Source organism: Methylobacterium indicum (assembly GCF_001043895.1).
GTDB classification, from domain to species: Bacteria; Pseudomonadota; Alphaproteobacteria; order Rhizobiales; family Beijerinckiaceae; genus Methylobacterium; species Methylobacterium indicum.
In genome coordinates, this window is sequence record NZ_JTHF01000026.1 from 1 (window position 1) to 21767 (window position 21767).

A 21767-nucleotide genomic window follows, 5' to 3' on the forward strand; every position below is an offset into this window, starting at 1 on the left:
GGTGATCGCCGCGGTCAGCGACGTCTTGCCGTGATCGACGTGACCGATGGTCCCGATGTTGCAGTGCGGCTTCGTCCGCGAAAACTTTTCCTTGGCCATATCCATCACCTGCGGCAAGCCCGCCCACGACGTGCAGCCGGGCGGAAGGCGCGGCCCGCTTAGAGGGTTAGCGCCGGTTGATCAAGTCCGCGCATGCGCCCAGGTCGGTGTGACCGGGCTCACGCGCATCGCTGCCTGCGTAGTCCGACGGCCCTCGTCACCGAGGCCGTCGGCTCACGGCTCGGCACCGCCCGCCACGCGCCGGCGGCCGACGCTGCGCGCATAGGCTTCCGCCGTCTCGCGCTCGTGGTCGGAGAGCAGCTGCTCGACGGCGCCGACGAGGTCGGGCGCCTCGGTGAAGCCGGCCGCCACCAGGGCCACGGCCTTCGCCCGCGCGGCGTCGCGCTTGGCGGGCAGGCAGATGTGCTGCGCGCGCACGGCGAAGTGCTCGGGCGTCTCGTGGCGGATCCGCGCCGCCGCCGATTCCCGCGCCAGGCAGCCCTTCAGCCGCGCGATCGCCGCCGCCACGCGGGTCGGCCGCGCGCCGTCGAAGGCGTGGCTCGCGGTGATGTGGGTCGGTCCCGACAAGGCGACGAGCAGCAGCGGCATCACGGCGCGCATGACGGTGTCCCGGGGCGTTTGTTCCTGTTACGTTCCATACCACCACTGATTCCCTGCTGCCAAGGTAAAGCGGTGGATGGGTGGGGACAACGCCGAAGCGAGAGGCCCCGCCGCGATCCGGCGGGGCCCGGCAGAGCGTCAGGCCGCCTGCGGCGTGCCGCGGCTCTCGAGGAACGCGGCGTGCTCCTCGGCGAGCGCCCCCGACAAAGCGCGGGCGATGAGCGCGCGGGTCTCCTCGACGCCGTAGAGCGCGACGAAGGAGCCGAAGCGCGGGCCGCGCGCCTCGCCGAGCAGGATGCCGTAGAGCGTCGTGAACCAGGTCTGCGACACGCCGGGCCGCCCGTCCGGGCTCTTCGACTTGCCCGACAGATCCGGGAAGTGGCGCCGGCCGACCTCGTAGACCGCCGCCTGCAGGGACTCCGGGTCGGTGGAGCCGGTCTGCCCGGCCAGGGTGTCCGACAGGTCGGTCAGCGCGGCCGCCTCCTCGGCGCTCGGGGCCCGGTAGGTCTTGGCCGGGCGCACGAAGTCGCGGAAGTAGCGCACGGCGTGATGCACCAGCCGGTCGAGGCGCGGATGCGTCTCCGGCGAGGCCTCGGGCGCGTAGCGACGGATGAAGCCCCAGAGCACCGCCGGGTCCTCGGTATTGGCCACCGCCACGAGGTTGAGCAGCATCGCGAAGGGCAGCGCCCCGCCCTCCCCCACCCGCTCCGGCTCGGGCGGGGTGCCGGCATGGAGGTGCCAGGTCGGGTTGCCGAGCTTCAGCTTCGGCTCCTGCCCGGAAAACTTTTCCAGGAACGACAGGTAGTCGTCGACGTGGCGCGGGATGACGTCGAAATGCAGGCGCTTGGCCTCCCGCGGCTTGTTGTACATGAACAGCGCGAGGCTCTCGGGCGTGCCGTAGGCGAGCCACTCGTCGATGGTGAGCCCGTTGCCCTTCGACTTCGAGATCTTCTGGCCTTTCTCGTCGAGGAAGAGCTCGTAGTTGAAGCCCTCCGGCGGCTCGGCGCCGAGGGCGCGGGCGATCTGCCCGGAGAGCTTGACCGAATCGATCAGATCCTTGCCGGCCATCTCGTAATCGACGCCGAGCGCGACCCAGCGCATCGCCCAGTCGGGCTTCCATTGCAGCTTGGCGTGGCCGCCGGTGACCGGGGTCTCGTAGGACTCGCCCGTGGCCGGATCGCGCCACACGATGGTGCCGGAGGACACCTTCACCTCGTCGATCGGCACCTGCATCACGTGGCCGGTGACCGGATGGAGCGGCAGGAACGGCGAGTAGGAGGCCGAGCGCTCGGCGCGCAGCGACGGCAGCATCACCGCCATCACGGCGTCGTAGCGCTCGAGCACCCGCAGCAAAGTCGCGTCGAAGCGGCCCGAGCGGTAGCACTCGGTCGCCGACAGGAACTCGTATTCGAAGCCGAACTTGTCGAGGAAGCGGCGCAGCTCGGCGTTGTTGTGGGCGCCGAAGCTGTCGTGGGTGCCGAACGGGTCGGGCACCGCGGTCAGCGGCTTGTTGAGGTTCTCGGTGAGCAGCGCCTTGTTCGGCACGTTCTCCGGCACCTTGCGCAACCCGTCCATGTCGTCCGAGAAGGCGACGAGGCGGGTCGGCACGCTGTCGTTGGTCAGCGTCCGGAAGGCGTGGCGCACCATCGAGGTGCGGGCGACCTCGCCGAAGGTGCCGATATGCGGCAGGCCGGAGGGGCCGTAGCCGGTCTCGAACAGCACCTCGCCTTTGCCCGTCCGTTCCAGCCGGGCGACGAGCTTGCGCGCCTCCTCGAAGGGCCAGGCGGAGGCGGAGGCGGCGGCCTCCGTCAGGGCGGGATCGATGCGGAAGGGTGCGGGCATTCGCGTGTCGAGGCCGCGCGGACGCGGCCTTCCGGTGAGCGTTGAAGGGAGCCCGGCACCCTATGGGCCGTGCTCCCGGGGGTCAACGCGATGCGATCGTCTTACGCGGGGACGGGTTCGCGCGACGCCGCTTCCGTCCGCGCCCCGGCCATGATGTCGGCCAGGATCTCGTAGGAGCGCAGCCGCGCCCGGTGGTCGTAGATCGCGGCGGCCACCATCAGCTCGTCGGCCTGCGTACGGGCCGCGATCGCGTCGAGGCCGCGCCGCACCGTGTCGGGCGAGCCGACCACCGAGCAGGCCAGCATGCCGGCCGCCTGCACCTTCTCGTGGCCCGACCAATAGGTCTCGATGTCGTCGATCGGCGGCGGCAGCTGGCCGCGGGTGCCGCGGAAGATGTTGGTGAAGGCCTGCTGCGCCGAGGTGAACAGGCGCCGCGCCTCGCCGTCGGTCTCCGCCGCGATCACGTTGACGCCGACCATCGCGTGGGGCTTCGCGCATTGCGCCGAGGGCTCGAAGCGGGCGCGGTAGACCTCGAGCGCCTGCATCAGGGCATCGGGCGCGAAATGCGACGCGAAGGCGTAGGGCAGGCCCAGCATCGCGGCGAGCTGCGCCCCGAACAGGCTGGAGCCGAGGATCCACAGCGGCACGTTGGTACCGGTGCCGGGCACCGCCTGGATGACGCGGCCGGCATCGAGCGGTCCGAGCAGCGTCTGGAGTTCCAGCACGTCCTGCGGGAAATGGTCGGAGGCGGCGGGATCGCGGCGCAGGGCCCGCAGGGTGCGCTGGTCGGTGCCGGGCGCGCGCCCGAGGCCGAGATCGATGCGGCCCGGATAGAGCTCCGCCAGGGTGCCGAACTGCTCGGCGATCACCATCGGCGAGTGGTTCGGCAGCATGATGCCGCCCGCCCCGACCCGGATCCGGTGCGTGCCCCCGGCGATGTAGCCCACCACCACGGAGGTCGCGGCACTGGCGATGCCGGTCATGTTGTGGTGCTCGGCCACCCAGTAGCGGGTGAAGCCCCAGCGGTCGGCGGCTTGCGCGAGGTCGAGGGTGTTGCGCAGCGCGTCACCCGGCGAGGCACCCTGCGGAATCGGCGCGAGATCGAGGACGGAGAGTGGCGGCATCGGCGGGTCCCGGAGGTTGTGAGTGCATGTCCCCTGCTGCGCCCCAAGATTTGGCCGTGGGCGGCGGAGCGCAAGGCGGACGGGGCATGCGCCGGGCGCGGGGTCGCTCGTTCCCGATCAGACCTGGAACGCGATGAATCGCCCCTCCGGAGCGAGTTGCTGGATTAGATCGTAGTCACCGCGATCGGCGGTCAGCACCGGAATGCCTGCACGCGCCGCCGTGAGATAGATCAGGGCATCATTCAGGCATTCCTTGCGTTGCGTACGCTGGAAATCCTGCAGGCGGGCGAGCGTACCGACAACGAGGCCGGACTCGATCCAGATCCCGGCATCCGGACCGAGGAGACGCGCGGCCGGGATCGACTCGAAGACGGCTGCATAATGGTCGCGGATCGCGCTCCACCCCTGCCCAGGCGGGAGGTTGGCGATGCCCGCGGCAAGCTCGGACAGGCAGACGGTGCAATGGAACAGCCGTGCACGATCGAGACAGGCCGCGACTCGGTCGGGCAATCGGCCGCTGGCGTTCAGGATGTAGACATTGGTATCGAGGAGAAGAGCGGGCTGCGGCTGGGCAGCGAGGTCCTCGATCGATTCGAGCATCGCGGGCGAACGCTTGACCAGACGCGCACGCCGTTTCTCGGGCTTGCGCCGTCGGAGACTCGCCCGAAGATCAGGCGTCAAGCACGTGATCTCTGCCGAGCGCTCCGCGCAGCTTCCTGAGAACATCGGCGGTGGGGTCCGGACAAGCGAGCGCCGACAGGGCCACGACACCGAGTTCCTCGATCGACGAGATGCCGGTCTCGCGCATGGCAGCCTCGACCAACGCCACCGGCGCGCGGAAGCTCACATGCTCGGTGCGCTCGCCAAGGAGCCCGGCCTGTCGCGCATCGTCGAGGAGCGCATCGCGGGTTGTCTTCGCGGTCGATCGCATCCGTCGTCCTCGCGGTCAGGCCTGATGATAGGAGGCGGCCCGGCGCCCGACAAGCGTGCCGTCGACGGTGGACAGTGTGGCTTGCTCGTGCCGCAGCTTTCGGAGAGGGTTCGCACGAGCGCCGCGCCCTTCGCAACCCTGTGCCATGATCCTGGGCGCGGGGAGGCCGACGAGGACGGCCCACGGGAGGAACCATGGCGGGCTTGTTCGATCTCACCGGCCGGGTGGCGGTGGTCACCGGCGGCAATGGCGGCATCGGGCTCGGCATGGCGGAGGCCCTGGCCGGCGCCGGCTGCGCCGTCTCGATCTGGGGCCGCGACGCGGACAAGAACCGTCGGGCGCTGGAGCGCTTGGCTCTCACGGGCGCGCCGGTCGCGGCCGAGACCTGCGACGTCGCCGACCCGGACGCGGTGCAGCGGTCCTTCGACGCGACGCTCGCGCGCTTCGGCCGGGTCGACGGGATGTTCGCCAATGCGGGCGTCGCCGGGGGCGGCCGGCGCTCGTTCCTGGAGCGGGAGCCCGAGGAATGGCGGCAGACCTTCGCGGTCAACCTCGACGGGGTGGTGGCGAGCTTCCAGGTCGCGGCCCGGCACATGGCCGAGCGCGCCGGAGCCGGCGACGCCTTCGGGCGGCTCGTCGCCACGTCGAGCGTCGCCTCGCTGCTGGGGGCGGCCCGCAACGAGCATTACGGCGCCACCAAGGGGGCGCTCAACGCCATGGTGCGGGCGCTGGCCGTCGAACTCGCCCGCTACGGCATCACCGCCAACGCGATCCTGCCGGGCTGGATCGAGAGCGACATGACGGCGGGGCTGATGGCGAACGAGAAGTTCGTGACGTTCAACCTGCCGCGCATCCCCGCCCGCCGCTTCGGCCGGCCGGAGGATTTCGGCGGCATCGCCGTCTACCTGATGAGCGGGGCCTCCTCCTACCAGACCGGCCAGGTGGTGGTGATCGACGGCGGCTACACGGTGGCGTGACGGGGCTCGCACGATGGCACGCTTCACCGACAGGGCGGTTCTCGTCACCGGCGCGGGCAGCGGCATCGGCCGCGCCTCCGCCCTGCTGTTCGCCCGCGAGGGCGCGGCGGTCGCGGTCGTGGATCGAGAGACCGCCGGCGCCGAGGAATCCGCGGCCCTGATCGCCGCGGAGGGCGGCCGGGCGATCGCGCTCCCGGCGGATGCCGGTCGCGAGGCCGACGTGACCGGCTGCCTCGCGGCGGCCGAGCGCGCCTTCGGCCGCCTCGACGCCATCCACGCCAATGCCGGGATCGGCGGCGGCACCGTGCCCTTCACCGAGCAGAGCGTGGAGCTCTGGGAGGAGGTGCTGCGGGTCAACCTGATCGGCGCCTTCCTGGCGATCAAGCACGGCGCGCCCCTCCTTCTGCGCCACGGCGGCGGGGCGATCGTCTGTACGGCCTCCGTCGCCGGGCTTCGCGCCAATGCGGCGGGCGCCGCCTACAGCGCCAGCAAGGCCGGCGTGATCAGCCTCGTCCAGACCGCCGCCGACGCCTTCGCGGGGACGGGCCTGCGGATCAACGCCGTCTGCCCCGGCCTGATCGAGACCGGCATGACGGCGAGCCTGTTCGCGGCGGCGCGGGCGAAGGGCAAGGCCGACCGGATCGGCCAGCTCAACCCGCTGCGCCGGGCGGGCCTTCCCGAGGAGGTCGCCGCCGCGGCTTTGTTCCTGGCGAGCGACGAGGCGGCCTACGTCAACGGGCAGGCGCTCGCGGTCGATGGTGGCCTGTCGAGCACCCATCCGTTCGTGCCGCGGAGATGAACGGCGAGACCGTCGGATGTCCCGACGGTACCTACCCGGCCGGGGCGTCGCCCCGCAGGTCCGCCGGCCTCACGCGGGCGAGCTGCCGGCGGCAGGCCCGCAACTCGTCGAGGACGGCCGTCAGGCTCGCCCGGTCGGCGCGGCCGAGGGGCGGTGCCGCCGTCTCGGGCTCCGGCTCGTGGTCCGATTCGACGAAGGCGGGAGCGACCTGCTCGCCACGGCCGACCGCCTGGACGAAGCGCATGCCGCGCTCGCGCAGGACACGCTGGGCGCCCCGGATCGTGTAACCCTGGCCGTAGAGCAGCCGGCGGATGCCGCGCAGGAGGTCGACGTCGTCGGGGCGGTAATAGCGCCGGTTGCCGCCGCGCTTGAGCGGGCGCACTTGCGTGAAGCGCGTCTCCCAGAACCGCAGCACGTGCTGGGGCAGGTCGAGATCCTCGGCGACCTCGCCGATGGTGCGGAAGGCGCCCGGTTCCTTCCCGGGAAGACAGTCCTTGTCAGGCAGAAGGGTCCGGCCGGGGCCGTCGGTCCCGCCGGATTCGGAGACATCCTCGTCCTCGATCGGCATCCCGGTCATCGGCCCGATTCTGCATCAGCCGGCGCGGCGGCTCACCCGTCGTCTTCTTCCGGCGCGGCGTCGCCGTTGATCCGGGCCTTGAGCACGTTCGAGGGCTTGAACACCATGACCCGGCGCGGCTCGATCGCCACCTCGACGCCGGTCTTCGGGTTGCGGCCGACCCGCTTGCCCTTGTCGCGCACCACGAAGGAGCCGAACGAGGACAGCTTCACGGTCTCGCCGGAGGACAGGCAGCCGCAGATCTCCGACAGGACCGTCTCCACCAGGGCGGCGGATTCCGTGCGCGACAGGCCGACCCGCTGGTAGACGGCCTCGCTCAGATCGGCCCGCGTGACCGTCTTGCCTGCCATCGTGCTGCTCCCCCGGCGGCTGATTCACGAACTAACGTATGTCTATGATCGCGCACGCTAATCGGCGTCGCGCGCCGGGTCAACCGGGCGTCCGGCGGGACGCCCGGATACTTTGTGGGCTTACCCGGTAGACCTACCAGCGGATGAGCGCGCTGCCCCAGGTGAAGCCGCCGCCGATCGCCTCGATCATCACGAGGTCGCCGCGCTTGATCCGGCCGTCCCGGCAGGCGGCATCGAGCGCCAGCGGGATTGAGGCCGCCGAGGTGTTGCCGTGGCGGTCGACCGTCAGCACCACCTTCTCGCGGGCGATGCCGAGCTTGTCGGCCGATGCCTCGATGATGCGCCGGTTGGCCTGGTGCGGCACGAACCAGTCGAGATCGTCGGCGGTGGTGCCGGTGGCCTCGAAGGCCTGTGCCACCACGTCGGTGACCGAGCCGACGGCGAAGCGGAAGACTTCCTTGCCGACCATGCGCAGCTTGCCGGTGGTGCCGGTCGAGCCCGGGCCGCCGTCGACGTAGAGCTTTTCCCGGTGGCGGCCGTCGGCGCGCAGCTGGCTCGTCAGCACGCCGCGGTCGCCCGAATGGCCCTCGCCGGGTTGGGCTTCCAGCACCAGGGCGCCGGCACCGTCGCCGAACAGCACGCAGGTGGTGCGGTCCTCCCAGTCGAGCAGCCGCGAAAAGGTCTCGGCACCGACGACGAGGGCGCGGGTGGCCGCCCCCGTCGCCAGGAACTTGTCGGCGGTGGCGACCGCGTAGACGAAGCCGGCGCAGACCGCCTGCAGGTCGAAGGCGGCGCCCGACTGGATGCCGAGGCCGGCCTGGATCTGCGTCGCGGTGGACGGGAAGGTGTGGTCCGGCGTCGAGGTCGCGCAGATCACGAGGTCGATCGTCGAAGGCTCGATGCCGGCATCCTGCAGGGCCGCCTGCGCGGCCTTGATGCCGAGCACCGAGGTGGTCTCGTCCGGCTCGGCGATGTGGCGCTGGCGGATGCCGGTGCGCTGGATGATCCAGTCGTCCGAGGTGTCGACGCGGGCGACGAGGTCGTCGTTGGTGACGGTCGTCCGCGGCAGGTAGGAGCCGCAGCCCCGCACCACCGAGCGAAGGCGGGTCATGAGGCGTCCTCCTATGCCGAAACGGTCTTCATGCCGAGGCTTGGGCCGGCGTCGCGTCGAGGCGTTCCCGGATCGTCCGCATCAGGTCGTGGCGGGCCATGTCGTAGGCGAGATCGACCGCCGCGGCGAAGCCCTCGGCATCGGCGGCGCCGTGGCTCTTGATGACGATGCCCTCGAGCCCGAGGAACACGCCGCCATTGGCCCGGCTCGGGTTCATCTTCTCGCGCAGCGCCCGGAAGGCGCCGCGGGCGAACAGGTAGCCGATCTTCGCCATCAGAGTCCGGCCCATCGCACCCTTGAGGTAGGCGGCGATCTGCTTGGCGGTGCCCTCCGCGGTCTTGAGCGCGATGTTGCCGGTGAAGCCTTCCGTCACCACCACGTCGACGGTGCCGCGGCCGAGATCGGTGCCTTCGACGAAGCCGTGATAGGCCAGCCCCGCCAGGTCGGATTCGCGCAGCATCCGGGCGGCTTCCTTCACCGCCTCGTTGCCCTTCATCTCCTCGGTGCCGACGTTGAGGAGCCCCACCGTCGGCCGGTCGAGGTCGAACACGATGCGGGCCATCGCGGCGCCCATCACCGCCATGTCGACGAGGTGGTTGGCGTCGGTGCCGATCGTCGCCCCGACGTCGAGCACCACGCTCTCGCCGCGCACCGTCGGCCACAGGCAGGCGATGGCCGGCCGCTCGATGTGCGACATCGTCTTGAGGCAGATCTTCGACATCGCCATCAGGGCGCCGGTATTGCCGGCCGACACCGCGGCGTCGGCTTCGCCGTCGCGCACCGCCTGGATCGCCTTCCACATCGACGACTTGCCGCGGCCGGAACGCACCGCCTGGCTCGGCTTCTCGTCCATGGCCACCGACACGGTGGTGTGGCGGATCTCGACCGCGCCCTTCAGGCGCGGCTCCGCCGCGACCAGGGGAGTGAGCACCGCCTCGTCGCCGAACATCAGGAAGGTCGTCTCGGGGTGGCGCTCGCGGGCGAGCCCCGCACCGGGCACGACCGTCGAGGGGCCGTGATCGCCGCCCATCGCGTCGAGCGAGATGCGCACTCTCTGGGACATGGGGGTGTCGAACAGCCTCTCGGATCCGCCGCGAACAGAAACCACCGGACTTGGAACTAACGGACTCGCGCCGTCCTGGGGATCCGCGGCGCGGCGGAAAATAGCGACACCGCGCCGGGCCGCAAACGAATTCTGAAGGCTTTCTCGCGGCGACGGCCCGGGACCCGCGCCGAGGCCCCCGAGAGCCCGTCGCCGGAGACGCCTCAGGCCTCGTCGCCCTTCAGGGTCTGGAGCGCCGCGAACGGCGTCTCCTCCCCGGCATCCGCCGGGGGCTCGAAGGCGACGCCGGGCTTGCGCGGATAGGGGTCGAGGCCGAGGGCCAGGAACTCGGCCGCGAGGCTGCCCAGGTCGATGCGGCCGTTGACGATCGGATCGGGGATGTCGGCATCCTCCGCCGGGGTGCCCGCGAAAGCGTCCTGGTCGGCGAAATCGACGTCGACCTCCTCGGACACGGTCGTGTCGAAGGGCTCCAAGGTGACGACGCAGGTCTGGGTCAGCGTCGATTCGACGGTGCCGGTGACCTGGAGCCGGTGGAGCGAGCCGGAGAGCCGGAAGGTGCCGGACAGCCGGGCGATCCCCGGCAGGCCGAAATCGCGGGCGAGCGCGGCGCGCTCCTCCTCGTTGGCTTCGACGGTGACGGGCTGGCCGGCCCGGACGGTGCGCTCGACCAGGATCGGACGGGAGAACGGACCGACGCTGTCGGGGGTCATGCTGGCTCCTCTGGGGATCCTTGTGGGTACGGCGAGGGTTTTGGGAAGCCTCGCCGGCACCGCGGGGGCTCTTTCCGGGCTGTGCCCGAGATGCGTCGCGCCCCGGCCCGGCGCAAGAGGGAGCCGAGAGGCGATCGCGGGACGGGGACGTCGGGGAGAGCGGCCGAACCGTCAGCCCTGCGCCGCGTCGGCGGCGAAGCGGGCGGGATCGGGTAGAACCGGCCCCTCGGCCATCAGCGCGTCGAGGTCGGTCCCGGCGAGCCCCGCATCCGCCGCCGCCACGTAGGCGGCCAGGCCGCGGGCCGCCTCCGGCTCCTCGCGGGCGAGCACGTTGCGGGCGAGGGCCGCCGCGAGCGCCTCGCGGTCGCCGGCATCGAGGGCGGCGTCGTAGGCGGCGGCCCGGCCGTAGAAGGCCTGAGCCAGCTTCTTCATCCGCTTCGAGACGCCCATGTCGCCGACGCCGAGCTCGCGCAGCGACGAATCGAGCTGCTCGAACACCGAGTTCACGAGATCCTGGGCGATGTCCGCCGCCGGGGCCGGCAGCCGCCGCAGGTGGCGCAGCACCAGCACGACGTGCAGGCACAGGGCCTCGAACCGGCCCTCCACCGTGTCGGGCACGCCGAGGTCGAGGTAGAGCGCCGGCACCCGGGCGCCCGCATTGAGGCGGACATGCAGCGCCGCGATGGCGCGCCGGCGGGCATCCTCGCGGCGGAAGGGGTTGCGAATCATCTCAAGCTCTCGATCGTCCCAACACGCAGGGACCCTGACGCGCCCTGGCCGCCGCACCGGGTCTTCGACATCCGTGGCGGAACCTTGGCCGTGCCTTGCCAACGCCACAACCCCGGGGTACGGCAACGGTCGCTTCTCGCGCAAGGCCGCCATCCGGCCGGCCGATATAACCGTCCCGTACACGTTTCCCCCGAGGTCCCGATGCCGCGCCGCTTCACACCGTCGCTTCTCCGCCTCGCCGCGGCCGGTCTGATCGGTCTGTCGGCCGCGGGCTGCGTGATCGGCGAAGAGTTCCGGCACGGCTACATCATCGACGATGCCGCCGTCGCCCAGGTCCGCCCCGGCGCCAGCGCCGAGCAGGTGCTCCAGCTCCTCGGCACGCCGACCACCGTCTCGACCGTCGGCAACAAGTCCTGGTACTACATCAGCCAGGACACCAAGCGCACGGTCATGTTCCTGGGCGAGCGCCCGAAGGACCAGCGCGTCCTCGCCGTCTACTTCAACGCCGGGTTCAAGGTCGAGCGCGTGGCGCTCTACGGCGAGCAGGACGGCAAGGTGTTCGACTTCATCTCCCGCACCACGCCGACCAGCGGCGGCGAGCAGGCCTTCCTCGGCCAGCTGATGCGCGGCCTGACCAAGTTCGAGCCGTTCGGCAACGCGCGGTAAATCCTGGATCCCTGCATGGTGGGCCGGGCGTGTCGCCCGGCCTTTCGTTTGTCGGGGTGATGGCCGGAGCCCGGGCGGGAGGCACGCTGCTCCGTAGGTGCGAGGCCGAGACGAGGGAAATCGTTCGGAGATCGAGCGCGGGTTTCCCCCTCTCCCCGCCCGCGGGGAGAGGAGATTTCTCCCTACTCCGCCGCCGCGCGCTCCGCGTCGTCCCCCAGGAATCCGCCGGACTGGCGCGCCCACAGACGCGCGTAGAGCCCCCCGGCCTTCACCAGATCGGCGTGGCGCCCCTCCTCGACGATGCGGCCCTGGTCCAGAACCACCAGCCGGTCGAGGGCCGCGATGGTCGAGAGGCGATGCGCGATGGCGAGCACGGTCTTGCCCTGCATCAGCCGGTCGAGGGAGCCCTGGATCGCCGCCTCGACCTCGGAATCGAGGGCGGAGGTCGCCTCGTCGAGGATCAGGATCGGCGCATCCTTCAGGATCACCCGGGCGATGGCGATGCGCTGGCGCTGGCCGCCCGACAGCTTGACGCCGCGCTCGCCGACCTGGGCGTCGTAGCCGCCGCGGCCCTTGTGGTCGGACAGGTCGCGGATGAAGGCGTCGGCATGGGCGGCGCGGGCGGCCGCGACGATCTCGGCCTCGGTCGCGGCCTCGCGGCCATACGCGATGTTGTCGCGGATCGTGCGGTGAAGGAGCGAGGTGTCCTGCGTCACCACGGCGATCTGCCGGCGCAGCGAGGCTTGCGTCACCCCGGCGATGTCCTGCCCGTCGATCAGGATGCGCCCGCCCTCGAGGTCGTGCAGGCGCAGCAGCAGGGAGGTGAGCGTGGTCTTGCCCGCCCCGCTCGGCCCCACGAGGCCGACCTTCTCGCCCGGCGCGATGCGCAGGGTCAGGTCCTCGATGATTCCGCCCTCGGCCTTGCCGTAATGGAAGCTCGCGCCCTCGAAGCGCACCTCGCCCCCGGTCACCGCGAGGTCGCGGGCACCCGGGCGGTCGGTGAGCGCGTGCGGCCGGGCGATGGTCTGCATGCTCTCCTGGACCGTGCCGATATGCTCGAACAGGCCGCGCACCGTCTGCATCACCCAGCCCGACATCGCGATCAGCCGCAGCACCAGGGCGAGGCCCGCCGCCCCCTCCCCGGTCGTCATCTGGCCCCGGGACCACAGCGCCAGCACCACCCCGGCCGTGACCACGATGAGGATGCTGTTGAGGAGCGAGAGCGTGCCGGTCACCGCCGTGATGAGCCGGAACGAGTGCAGGTAGGCGTCGGTGTGGTCCACCGTGGCGGTGCGCACGGCCGAGCGCTCCTCGCTGTCGCGCGCGAAGAGCTTGACGGTCAGGATGTTGGTGTAGCTGTCGACGATGCGGCCGACGAGGGCCGAGCGGGTATCGGCGACCTGGAGCGAGCGCGCCCGGGCGCGCGGCACGAAGTAGGCCGTGAGTCCCGCATAGGCCAGGATCCAGACCAGCACCGGCAGGACCAGCCACGGGCTGATCGAGCCGAACAGGCTCACCGCCGTGACGGCGAAGATCGCGACGTAGAGCAGCGTGTCGATGACCACGACCGCGAGTTCGCGCACCGCGACCCCGACCTGCGTCACCCGATTGGCGAGGCGCCCGGCGAAGTCGGCCTGGAAGTACGACAGGGCGTGGCCCAGGGTGTAGAGATGGGTGCGCCAGCGGATGAGACCGGTGGTCTGCGGCACCACGAGCTGGTTCGAGATCGCCTCGTGCAGCCAGGCGAGGAGCGGCCGCACCACCAGGATCAGGGCGGCGGCGAGCATGAGCCCGGTGCCGTGGTCGCGCCACAGGGTCTCCGGGCCCGAGCGGGCCAGGATGTCCACGAACCAGCCCATCAGCAGGTAGAGCGAGGCCTCGACGCTCCCGGCGGTGAGCGCCGTCACGAACAGCACCCCGAGCGGCTTGCGCACCGGCCGCAGGTAGAACCAGGCGAAGCCCGCCACCGTGCCGGGCGGACGCTCGGCCTCGTCGAAGGGCGCGAAGGGATCGATGCGGCGCTCGAGCCAGTCGAGGAACATGCGGGCTCCCGTGAGGATCAGGGCCTTCAGCTATGCGGTGGGCACCGCCCGCCAACCGGGGGGTGATGCCGCAGGCGATCCGCCGGGCTATGTCGGGCGACACGAACCGACGCCACCGGACCCATGCTGCGCCTCGCCCTCTACCAGCCCGACATCCCGCAGAACACCGGCACGATGCTGCGCCTCGCCGCCTGCCTCGGCGTCGCCGTCGAGATCATCGAGCCGGCGGGGTTCGACGTCTCGGACCGGCACCTGCGCCGCTCCGGCCTCGACTACCTCGACCACGTCGCCATCACCCGCCACCGCTCCTACGCCGCCTTCGATGCCTGGCGGCGGGAGGCCGGCATCCGGCTGGTCCTCGCCACCACCGCCGGCTCGGTGCCGTACACGGCCCACGCCTTCCAGGCCGGCGACTGCCTGATGGTCGGGCGCGAATCGGCGGGCGTACCCGAGGCTGTCCACGCGGATGCCGACGCCCGGGTGGCGATCCCGATGCGGGCGGGCCTGCGCTCGCTCAACGTGGCGGTGGCGGCCGGGATGATGCTCGGCGAGGCCTTGCGCCAGACCGCCTGGTCCTGAGCCCAGGCTCTCGGTCCTCGGGCTCTTGGTCCTTGGGCTCTTGGCGCTCAGGCTCTTGGCCCCCGTCCGGCCCTGTGTGAAGAAGAAGCCCATGACCGAGCCTGCTTCCGATCTCGCCGCGCTCAAAGCCGCGGCCACCGACTGGTTCTCCACCCTGCGGGACCGGATCTGCGCCGCCTTCGAGGAGATCGAGGCGGAGGCGACCGGCCCCTTCGCCCCCGAGGCCGGCGGGCCGGGGCGGTTCGAGCGCACGCCCTGGGAGCGCACCGACCATTCCGGCGCGGCCGGCGGCGGCGGCACCATGGCGATGCTGCGCGGCCGGGTGTTCGAGAAATGCGGCGTCCACGTCTCGGCGGTCCACGGCGAGTTCGCCCCCGAGTTCCGCGGCCAGATTCCCGGGGCGGCGGAGGATCCGCGCTTCTTCGCCACCGGCATCTCGCTCATCGCCCATCCGTGGAACCCGCACGTCCCGACCGTGCACATGAACACCCGGTTCGTGGTGACGACGAAGACGTGGTTCGGCGGCGGGGCCGACCTGACCCCGGTCCTCGACCGGCGCCGCACGCAAGGCGATCCCGACACCGTGGCGTTCCACGCCGCCTTCGAGGCGGCCTGCGCTAGGCACCCGGCCGCCGACTACGCCCGCTACAAGGCCTGGTGCGACGAGTACTTCCACCTGAAGCACCGCAACGAGCCCCGCGGCATCGGCGGCATCTTCTACGACTATCACTGGACCGGCGAGCCGGAGGCCGACCTCGCCTTCACCCGCGAGGTCGGCGGCGCGTTCCTGGGCGTCTATCCCGAGATCGTGCGGCGCAACCTCGCCACGCCCTGGACCGAGGCCGACCGCCACGAGCAGCAGGTCCGCCGCGGCCGCTACGTCGAGTTCAACCTGCTCTACGACCGCGGCACGATCTTCGGCCTGAAGACCGGCGGCAACGTCGCGTCGATCCTGTCGTCGATGCCGCCGACGGTGCGGTGGCCGTAGCGACGATCTTATCTCGCGGCTTCCATCCTCCCATCTGACCGTCGTCGGGCATAAAGACGATCCGTTTCACCGGGCCGGCCCTGAAGGCCTTCGCGAAGCTGCCGGACAGGGCGCGGGTGCAGATGCGTTTGAAGCTGGAGCGCTACGCCGAGATGGGAACCGGGGACGTCAAGGCTTTGGTCGGCGTGCCGGGGCTGCGAATCCGATCCGGCTCCTATCGCGCGGTCTTCGTCGAGACGGCGGACGCCATCGAGGTCTTCAAGGTCGGTGATCGGCGCGACATCTATGAATGAGGTCAGACCCATGAGCGTGCAGTCGATCGTCACCGAGGGAGGCGAAGAACTCGTCATTCTGTCACGGCGGGCCTACGACGCCTTGCTGGCTCGTGCCGGCGACGAGGAGGCGGAGGATCGCATCACTGCCCTCTTGGCCAAGGAACACCTGACCGCTCGCGCCGCAGGTGACGTCGCCTATGCACCGGATTGGCTGACGGCTGCGGTGCTCGCCGGTGAGTCGCTCCTCGCGGCGACCCGCCGACATGCCGGTCTGGCTCTGGACGACCTCGCGGCGAAGGTCGGCGTTCCGTCCGAAGCGCTGGCCGCGATGGAGACGGGGGCTCGCGACGGCAGCCCGGCGGTGATCGCCGCCATCGCGCAGGCCTGCGGGGTCGATCCGGTGCTGTTGCAGGATCAAGATCCCCCGTCTGCGACGCCGCGCCGCCGATCCACCAGACACCGGTGAAGCCCCTCCCCGACCTCGTCGCCGTCGTCCTGTGGATGGCGGGCGCGCTCCTGTCGTTCTCGGCCACCGCCATCGCGGTCCGCGAGGTGGCGCCGGCGCTCGGGCTGTTCGACATCCTGGCGGCCCGGGCGGCGGCCGGGGTGGCGATCGTCGGGACGGTCGCGTTCCTGCGCCGCCGGCCGCTGCCGGCGCGGCGGATGCGCCTGCACCTCGCCCGCAACCTCGTCCATTGGGGCGGCAACTACGCCTGGTCGTACGGCGTCACGCTCCTGCCGCTCGCCGTCGTCTTCGCCCTCGAATTCACCACGCCGGCCTGGGTGACGCTGCTCGCCGTCGTGATCCTGCGCGAGCGGCTGACCGCGAGCCGGCTCGCCGCGGTCGTTCTCGGCTTCCTCGGCGTGCTGGTGGTGCTGCGCCCGGGCGTCGCCGCCCTGCAGCCGGCGAGCCTCGTGGTGCTGCTCTCCGCCGTGATGTTCGCCCTGACCGCGGTCGCCACCAAGGCGCTGACCCGGACCGAGAGCGTGCTGTCGATCCTGTTCTGGATGAACCTGATCCAGCTGCCCCTCAACCTCGTGGCCGGCCGGCTCCTGCCCGGCGTGCCGGCCCACCCCTTCGAGGGGCACCACGCCCTGGCGCTGGCGGTCCTCTGCATCGCCGGCCTCACCTCGCATTGGTGCCTCACCAGCGCCTACCGGCGCGGCGACGCCATCCTGGTCATGCCACTCGATTTCCTGCGCATCCCGCTGATCGCCGTGCTGGGCTGGCAGCTCTACGGCGAGCCCCTCGATCCGTGGCTGTTCGTCGGCGCCGGGCTCATCGTCGGCGGCATCGTCTGGAACCTCGCCGCGGAGGCGCGGCGTCAGGCCCCGGTGCCGGCGGTGAAGGGGGCGGTGAAGGGGACTTGACCCGGGCACGGCGCTCGCGCGTTGATCGGCGCCATGCTGCTGTCCTTCTTCACCGAGCTTCGCGCCGCCAAGGTCCCGGTCTCGCTGCGCGAGTACCTGACCCTGCTCGAGGCCCTCGACCGCGACCTCGCCGACCAGCGGGTGGAGGACTTTTATTACCTCGCCCGCACCGCCCTGGTGAAGGACGAGCGCAACCTCGACAAGTTCGACCGGGTGTTCGGCCGCGTCTTCAAGGGCGTGGTCACGGTCGGAGAGACGGTGGAGCCGCAGGCCATTCCCGAGGAATGGCTCCGCAAGCTGGCGGAGAAATACCTCACCGAGGAGGAGCGGGCGCAGCTCCAGGCGCTCGGCTGGGACAAGCTGTTCGAGACCCTCAAGCAGCGGCTCGCCGAGCAGAAGGAGCGCCACCAGGGCGGCTCGAAATGGATCGGCACCGGGGGCACCTCGCCCTTCGGCGCCTATGGGTACAACCCGGAAGGCATCCGCATCGGCCAGGACGGCAACCGCAACTTCCGGGCGGTGAAGGTCTGGGACCAGCGCACCTTCAAGGACCTGGACGATTCGGCGGAACTCGGCGCGCGCACCATCCGGCTGGCACTCCGGCGCCTGCGCCGCTTCGCCCGCACCGGGGCGGCGGACGAACTCGATCTCGACGGCACGATCCGGGAGACGGCGCGCCACGGCATGCTCGACCTGCGCCTGCGGCCGGAGCGGCGCAACGCCGTCAAGGTGCTGCTGTTCCTCGATGTCGGCGGCTCGATGGACTGGCACGTCGAGCTGGCCGAGCAGCTCTTCTCGGCGGCGCGCTCGGAGTTCAAGCACTTCGAGCATTTCTACTTCCACAACTGCCTGTACGAGACGGTCTGGAAGGAGAATCGCCGCCGTCACACCGAGGGCACGCCGCTCCTCGACGTGATCCGCACCTATCCGTCGGATTATCGCGTGGTCTTCGTCGGCGACGCGGCGATGTCGCCCTACGAGATCGCGATGGCGGGCGGCTCGGTCGAGCACTGGAACGAGGAGGCCGGCCAGGTCTGGCTGAACCGGGTCCTCGATCACTTCCCGAAGGTGGCCTGGCTCAATCCGGTGCCGCAGGCGCAGTGGGGCTACACCCAGTCGAACGCGATGATCCGGCAGATCTTCTCCGGCCGGATGTACCCGCTGACGCTCGAAGGCATCGACCAGGCGACGAGGGCGCTGCTGCGGTGACGTCCCGCTCCCGCGCCGGAGCAGCCGGGCCCCGGTCGCGCGGAGCCCGGACAGGGAGAACTCAGCCCTGGCGGGCCGGGGTCGTGACGGTCAGGCCGTCGAGTTCGGGCTTGAGGCGGATCTGGCACGACAGGCGCGAAGTCGGCCGCACGTCGGAGGCGAAGTCGAGCATGTCCTGCTCCATCGGCTCGGCCGGGCCGACGGCGTCGGCCCAGTCCTCGCCGACATAGACGTGGCAGGTGGCACAGGCGCAGGCGCCGCCGCATTCCGCGTCGATGCCCGGCACGTTGTTGCGGATCGCGGTCTCCATCACGGTCGAGCCGACCTCACCCTTCACGGAGCGGGCCGTGCCGGCGGCATCGACGTAGGTGATCTGGACCATCTGGGACTCCGGAAGCCTCGAGCGCGGCCGCGGATCGGACGAGGACGCGGCGCGGCCTGATTGGCGGCTGCCGCCCCGGAAAGCAAGCGCGCCGTGCGTCGCGCGGCACTCCTGTCGTTCCGAGGCGCGGGGCGCCGCCCTCAGATCAGTGCCAGCGTCTCCCGCACCGCCTCCGCCAGGGCCGGCGCGAGGCCATCGGCGGTCGCGGCGTCGGGTGTGCGCAGCGCGGCCTCGATCCGCCCGGCGAGATCCGCCACGCGGGCCGCGCCGACCCCGAGGGCCGATCCCTTCAGGGTATGGGCGAGGTCCGCCCGCGCGTGCGGCGCCAGGGCCGGGTCGACGAGCCCGGGCAGGAGCCGCTCGCACTGGCCGGCAAACAGCGCGAGGACCTCGCGGGCGAGGTCCTCGTCGTCGAAGGTCTGGCGCATCAGATGCGCGCGGTCCAGGAGCGTCTCCATCGGAATCTCTCGCAGGGTCAACTCAATCGTGCGGTAGGGATTCCGCGAAGGATCCGGTTCGCGCAAGGCCTTCCATCCCGGGCGGGCACGGGCCGAGGGCGCCCGCCGGCGGGTTCCCGGTTCGGCGGTGGAGCCCTGTCCACAGCCGGATGCGCACCGGGCCGGCCCCGGCTTGCTTTGGCCAAAGCCCAGATTCTGCGGCAGGATAGCGACGCCGCGCCGGGGCGCCGGGAGGCATGGTAACCATTCCCTTAAGCTTTTTGGGAGGGTTCGCGCCCTCCGGGTATCCGGCTGGTACTCCTTGCGTCTAAGGTTCTCGTGGTAAACCGCTGAGATCGCGTCGGCTGGCGGCACGGCGCGGGTTTCGCGGGATCTCGGGGATGATGCGGCGCGGCGGCTCGTGAGGGCTGCCCGGCGGCGTTCACGGCGTAACGGGGCGTTCGATGGCGACGGAAAAGAAGCTCAAGGATCCGGCGGAAGCGGCGCTGTCGGCGATTGAGCAGGCCCTGAACCTGGACCATCCGGCCGGGGGGCAGGAGCCTCGGTCGTCGGAGGCCCGCGCGCTCGACGGTACCATCGAGGGGAGCCGGGTCGAGCCGCGCCTGCCCGACGTTCACGATTCCGACCCGCTCGCCACCGCCGCCGGGCGTGAGCCGGCCTTCGACGGCAGCGCCCTGCCCGGTCCCCGCGACGGCCGCCGCGACGGCGGGCTGCTGCCGCCCGACCGCTCGCTCGTCGCCAACGACGACCGCCGCAGCGTCGGCGCCCTGCAGCAGACGTTGCGGGTCGAGCCGTCCCGCACCCCCTACGCCGTCGCGAGTCTCGCCGCCCTCCTCTGGCTCTCGGGTTTCGCCGCCCTCGCCTGGGCCCAGTCGGGCGGCGACCTGCGCGGCTTCGCCGCCGGGCTCACCGGCCTCCAGGGCGCCGTCGGCGCCGCGGCGGTGCTCGCCCCCGTGATGCTGTTCTACATCGCCGCGATGCTGGCGGTGCGCGCCCAGGAGATGCGCCTCGTCGCCCGTGCCGTCGGCGAGGTGGCGATCCGCCTCGCCGAGCCCGAAGGCTTTTCCACCGACGCGGTGCTGACCATGTCGCAGGCGGTCCGCCGCGAGGTCGCGGCGGTCGGCGACGGCGTCGAGCGGGCGCTGGCGCGGGCCGGCGAGCTCGAGACCCTGGTCCGCGGCGAGATCTCGACGCTGGAGCGCGCCTACTCGGACAACGAGATCCGCATCCGCACCCTCGTCGACGAACTGGTGGCGCAGCGCGAATCGATCGTCGCCAATGCCGAGCGCGTCCGCGGCGCGATCCAGGGCTCGCACCAGAACCTGACCCAGGAGCTCGACACCGCCGCCGAGCGGATCGTCACCGCGGTCGACGGCGCGGGCGAGCGGGTGACGCACGCCCTCGGCGCCCGGGGCGAGGCGATCACCGCCGCCCTGGGTGACCGGGGCGATGCGGTCACGGCGGCGCTCGCCGCCGCGGGCGAGCGGGTGGTCGAGGCCGTGGCCGGCCGCGGCGACGACCTCGTCCAGCGCCTCGTCTCGACCAGCGAGGGCGTGAAGGCCGACCTCGACGGCGTCGGCGAGTCGTTGAGCCGCGCGCTCGAGAGCCGCGCGGTCGAGGTCACGGAGGCGTTCGAGCGCACCGGCGGCCTCCTCACCCGGACGATGGCCGAGAATGCCGGCGAGGTCGCCCGTACGCTCGCCGAGACCGGCGCCGGCGTGATCGAGGCCCTCAACCGCGAGGGCGCGCAGGTCCGCGAGACCTTCGAGCGCTCGGCCGTCAGCCTGGAGGAGCGTTTCCTCGCCCGCGGCACCGACCTGACCGAGCGTTTCGCCGAGACCGGCACCGGCATCACCGAGCGCTTCGCGGCGTCGGGCAGCGCCATCGCGGCCCATATCGCCGATCGCGGCATCGCGCTGCGCGAGGAGATCGAGCAGGCCGGCACCGGCGTCGCCGCGGCGATCTCGGCTCGCGCGGCCGAGGCCGAGGCCGGGCTCGCCCGCGCCAGCGACGGCGTGATCACCGCCTTCGGCGACCGGGCGGTCCGGGTGCGCGACGACCTCTCGACCCTGGTGGAGGACGCGGCGCAGGCGCTCGGCGTGCGCGGCGCCGACCTGACCTCCCGCCTCGAGGAGACGATCGGGCGCGTCGAGGAGGTGCTGATCGGCCATGGCGGTAGCCTGGAGCGCAACCTCGACCGGACCGGCGAGCGCGTCGCCGCCCTGGTGAGCGAGCGCACCGCCGAGGCCGAGGGCCGGATCGAGCAGGCGCTCGGCGGCCTCGCCGCGGCCTTCGATGCCAAGAGCCGCGACCTGATCGAGGGGCTCGACCGCCGCACCCACGAGACCGAGGCGGCTCTGGCCGTCGCGGCCGACACCCTGCAGAACCGCTTCGCCGACCGCACGGCTGGTGCCGGCGAGGCCCTGCGCCGCACCGCCGACGAGATCGGCACCGATCTCGACGCCCGCGCCATGGCGCTGGCCGAGCAGTTCCGCAAGGCAGCGGAAGCCGCCGCCCTCCATGTCGGCGACCAGACCCAGGAGGCCGCCACGGCCTTCGCCCGGGCCGCCGAGGCGGCCGGCGAGGTCGTCGCCCTGCGCACCCAGACGCTCGACGCGACCCTGCGGGGTGCGGTCGGCGGCGTGACCGAGCGGGCCGAGGCGGTTGCCGCGGCGATCACCGGGGCGGCCGAGCAGGCGACCGGGCAGTTCGACGCCCGCACCCTCGCGGCGGCCACCGCCTTCGCGCGTGCCGCCGACGAGGCCGGCCGCCTCGTCGCCGAGCGCACCGACGCCACCGACGCGACCCTGCGCGCGGCCGTCGAGCACCTGACGCGCCAGGCCGAGGACGTCTCCGCGGCCCTGTCGCTCGCCGCCGAATCCGCCACCGGCGCCCTCGACGGACGCACCGCCACCGCGGCGGCC

General features: G+C 71.8%; 24 protein-coding genes and 1 pseudogene. 10 read left to right on the top strand and 15 right to left on the bottom strand.

What is annotated here, in order from left to right:
• The 6 genes from QR78_RS33815 to QR78_RS03665 all read right to left on the bottom strand — a co-directional run.
• On the bottom strand, positions 1-99 hold a 99-nt coding region (locus tag QR78_RS33815), incomplete at its 3' end, for a GTP-binding protein (protein ID WP_141657718.1).
• Between the two features lie 174 nt (positions 100-273).
• Positions 274-660, bottom strand: coding sequence for a hypothetical protein (locus QR78_RS03645; RefSeq protein ID WP_048426139.1), 387 nt, complete (start codon positions 658-660; stop codon positions 274-276).
• Between the two features lie 138 nt (positions 661-798).
• On the bottom strand, positions 799-2502 hold the full coding sequence (locus QR78_RS03650) for a lysine--tRNA ligase (RefSeq protein WP_048426140.1): 1704 nt from the start codon (positions 2500-2502) through the stop codon (positions 799-801).
• 101 nt (positions 2503-2603) lie between these two features.
• Positions 2604-3626 carry an LLM class flavin-dependent oxidoreductase gene (locus tag QR78_RS03655; protein ID WP_048426141.1) on the bottom strand — a complete coding sequence of 341 codons (1023 nt, stop codon included), beginning with the start codon at positions 3624-3626 and terminating at the stop codon, positions 2604-2606.
• A gap of 117 nt (positions 3627-3743) precedes the next feature.
• The gene (locus QR78_RS03660) at positions 3744-4226 is read right to left on the bottom strand and encodes a type II toxin-antitoxin system VapC family toxin (protein WP_244276416.1); all 483 of its coding nucleotides are present in this window, start codon (positions 4224-4226) and stop codon (positions 3744-3746) included.
• A gap of 70 nt (positions 4227-4296) precedes the next feature.
• Positions 4297-4557: a hypothetical protein gene (locus tag QR78_RS03665; protein WP_048426143.1), complete on the bottom strand. Its 261-nt coding sequence runs from the start codon at positions 4555-4557 to the stop codon at positions 4297-4299.
• Positions 4558-4751: 194 nt separating this feature from the next.
• On the opposite strand from QR78_RS03665, the gene QR78_RS03670 reads away from it, so the two are divergent.
• Both QR78_RS03670 and QR78_RS03675 read left to right on the top strand, forming a co-directional pair.
• Positions 4752-5534, top strand: coding sequence for an SDR family NAD(P)-dependent oxidoreductase (locus QR78_RS03670; protein ID WP_048426144.1), 783 nt, complete (start codon positions 4752-4754; stop codon positions 5532-5534).
• A 13-nt stretch (positions 5535-5547) separates the two neighbouring features.
• Positions 5548-6333, top strand: coding sequence for an SDR family NAD(P)-dependent oxidoreductase (locus tag QR78_RS03675; RefSeq protein WP_048426145.1), 786 nt, complete (start codon positions 5548-5550; stop codon positions 6331-6333).
• A gap of 31 nt (positions 6334-6364) precedes the next feature.
• Here the strand turns inward: QR78_RS03675 and QR78_RS03680 are convergent, their stop codons facing one another.
• From QR78_RS03680 to QR78_RS03705, 6 genes are all read right to left on the bottom strand, one after another.
• Complete coding sequence (locus QR78_RS03680) at positions 6365-6910, bottom strand: MerR family transcriptional regulator (protein ID WP_244276415.1); 546 nt, start codon at positions 6908-6910, stop codon at positions 6365-6367.
• A 32-nt stretch (positions 6911-6942) separates the two neighbouring features.
• Positions 6943-7260 carry an integration host factor subunit alpha gene (locus tag QR78_RS03685; RefSeq protein ID WP_048426146.1) on the bottom strand — a complete coding sequence of 106 codons (318 nt, stop codon included), beginning with the start codon at positions 7258-7260 and terminating at the stop codon, positions 6943-6945.
• Positions 7261-7393: 133 nt separating this feature from the next.
• The gene (locus tag QR78_RS03690) at positions 7394-8371 is read right to left on the bottom strand and encodes a beta-ketoacyl-ACP synthase III (RefSeq protein WP_048426147.1); all 978 of its coding nucleotides are present in this window, start codon (positions 8369-8371) and stop codon (positions 7394-7396) included.
• Between the two features lie 28 nt (positions 8372-8399).
• Positions 8400-9434: a phosphate acyltransferase PlsX gene (gene plsX, locus QR78_RS03695; protein WP_048426148.1), complete on the bottom strand. Its 1035-nt coding sequence runs from the start codon at positions 9432-9434 to the stop codon at positions 8400-8402.
• Positions 9435-9637: 203 nt separating this feature from the next.
• Positions 9638-10144 (bottom strand): YceD family protein, encoded by a 507-nt coding sequence (locus QR78_RS03700; protein WP_048426149.1) that lies wholly within the window; start codon positions 10142-10144, stop codon positions 9638-9640.
• Positions 10145-10315: 171 nt separating this feature from the next.
• Positions 10316-10873 (bottom strand): ubiquinol-cytochrome C chaperone family protein, encoded by a 558-nt coding sequence (locus QR78_RS03705; protein WP_048426150.1) that lies wholly within the window; start codon positions 10871-10873, stop codon positions 10316-10318.
• Positions 10874-11074: 201 nt separating this feature from the next.
• On the opposite strand from QR78_RS03705, the gene QR78_RS03710 reads away from it, so the two are divergent.
• On the top strand, positions 11075-11539 hold the full coding sequence (locus QR78_RS03710; protein WP_048426151.1) for an outer membrane protein assembly factor BamE: 465 nt from the start codon (positions 11075-11077) through the stop codon (positions 11537-11539).
• Positions 11540-11721: 182 nt separating this feature from the next.
• On the opposite strand, the gene QR78_RS03715 is transcribed toward QR78_RS03710, so the two are convergent.
• A complete protein-coding gene (locus tag QR78_RS03715; protein WP_048426152.1) occupies positions 11722-13581 on the bottom strand; it encodes an ABC transporter ATP-binding protein in 1860 nt (619 codons plus the stop codon).
• Positions 13582-13704: 123 nt separating this feature from the next.
• Here QR78_RS03715 and QR78_RS03720 point away from each other — a divergent pair, with 123 nt between their 5' ends.
• The 6 genes from QR78_RS03720 to QR78_RS03745 all read left to right on the top strand — a co-directional run bounded on the left by QR78_RS03720 (position 13705) and on the right by QR78_RS03745 (position 18003).
• Positions 13705-14160: a tRNA (cytidine(34)-2'-O)-methyltransferase gene (locus tag QR78_RS03720; RefSeq protein ID WP_048426153.1), complete on the top strand. Its 456-nt coding sequence runs from the start codon at positions 13705-13707 to the stop codon at positions 14158-14160.
• A 91-nt stretch (positions 14161-14251) separates the two neighbouring features.
• A complete protein-coding gene (gene hemF / locus QR78_RS03725; RefSeq protein ID WP_048426154.1) occupies positions 14252-15148 on the top strand; it encodes an oxygen-dependent coproporphyrinogen oxidase in 897 nt (298 codons plus the stop codon).
• 128 nt (positions 15149-15276) lie between these two features.
• The gene (locus tag QR78_RS03730) at positions 15277-15441 is read left to right on the top strand and encodes a type II toxin-antitoxin system RelE family toxin (RefSeq protein ID WP_244276531.1); all 165 of its coding nucleotides are present in this window, start codon (positions 15277-15279) and stop codon (positions 15439-15441) included.
• Positions 15442-15451: 10 nt separating this feature from the next.
• Positions 15452-15889, top strand: a complete 438-nt coding sequence (locus QR78_RS35620) for a helix-turn-helix domain-containing protein (RefSeq protein WP_053220779.1) — start codon at positions 15452-15454, stop codon at positions 15887-15889.
• Positions 15886-16794 carry a DMT family transporter gene (locus tag QR78_RS03740; protein ID WP_053220780.1) on the top strand — a complete coding sequence of 303 codons (909 nt, stop codon included), beginning with the start codon at positions 15886-15888 and terminating at the stop codon, positions 16792-16794. Before QR78_RS35620 ends, QR78_RS03740 begins: the two co-directional genes overlap by 4 nt.
• Before the next feature lie 33 nt (positions 16795-16827).
• Positions 16828-18003, top strand: coding sequence for a vWA domain-containing protein (locus QR78_RS03745; protein ID WP_048426156.1), 1176 nt, complete (start codon positions 16828-16830; stop codon positions 18001-18003).
• A 61-nt stretch (positions 18004-18064) separates the two neighbouring features.
• Here QR78_RS03745 and QR78_RS03750 read toward each other — a convergent pair whose 3' ends face one another.
• Positions 18065-18385 (bottom strand): 2Fe-2S iron-sulfur cluster-binding protein, encoded by a 321-nt coding sequence (locus QR78_RS03750; protein ID WP_048426157.1) that lies wholly within the window; start codon positions 18383-18385, stop codon positions 18065-18067.
• A gap of 140 nt (positions 18386-18525) precedes the next feature.
• Positions 18526-18843: an Hpt domain-containing protein gene (locus QR78_RS03755; RefSeq protein ID WP_048426158.1), complete on the bottom strand. Its 318-nt coding sequence runs from the start codon at positions 18841-18843 to the stop codon at positions 18526-18528.
• Between the two features lie 443 nt (positions 18844-19286).
• On the opposite strand from QR78_RS03755, the pseudogene QR78_RS03760 reads away from it, so the two are divergent.
• Positions 19287-21767: pseudogene (locus QR78_RS03760) on the top strand (hypothetical protein); the annotation flags it as partial.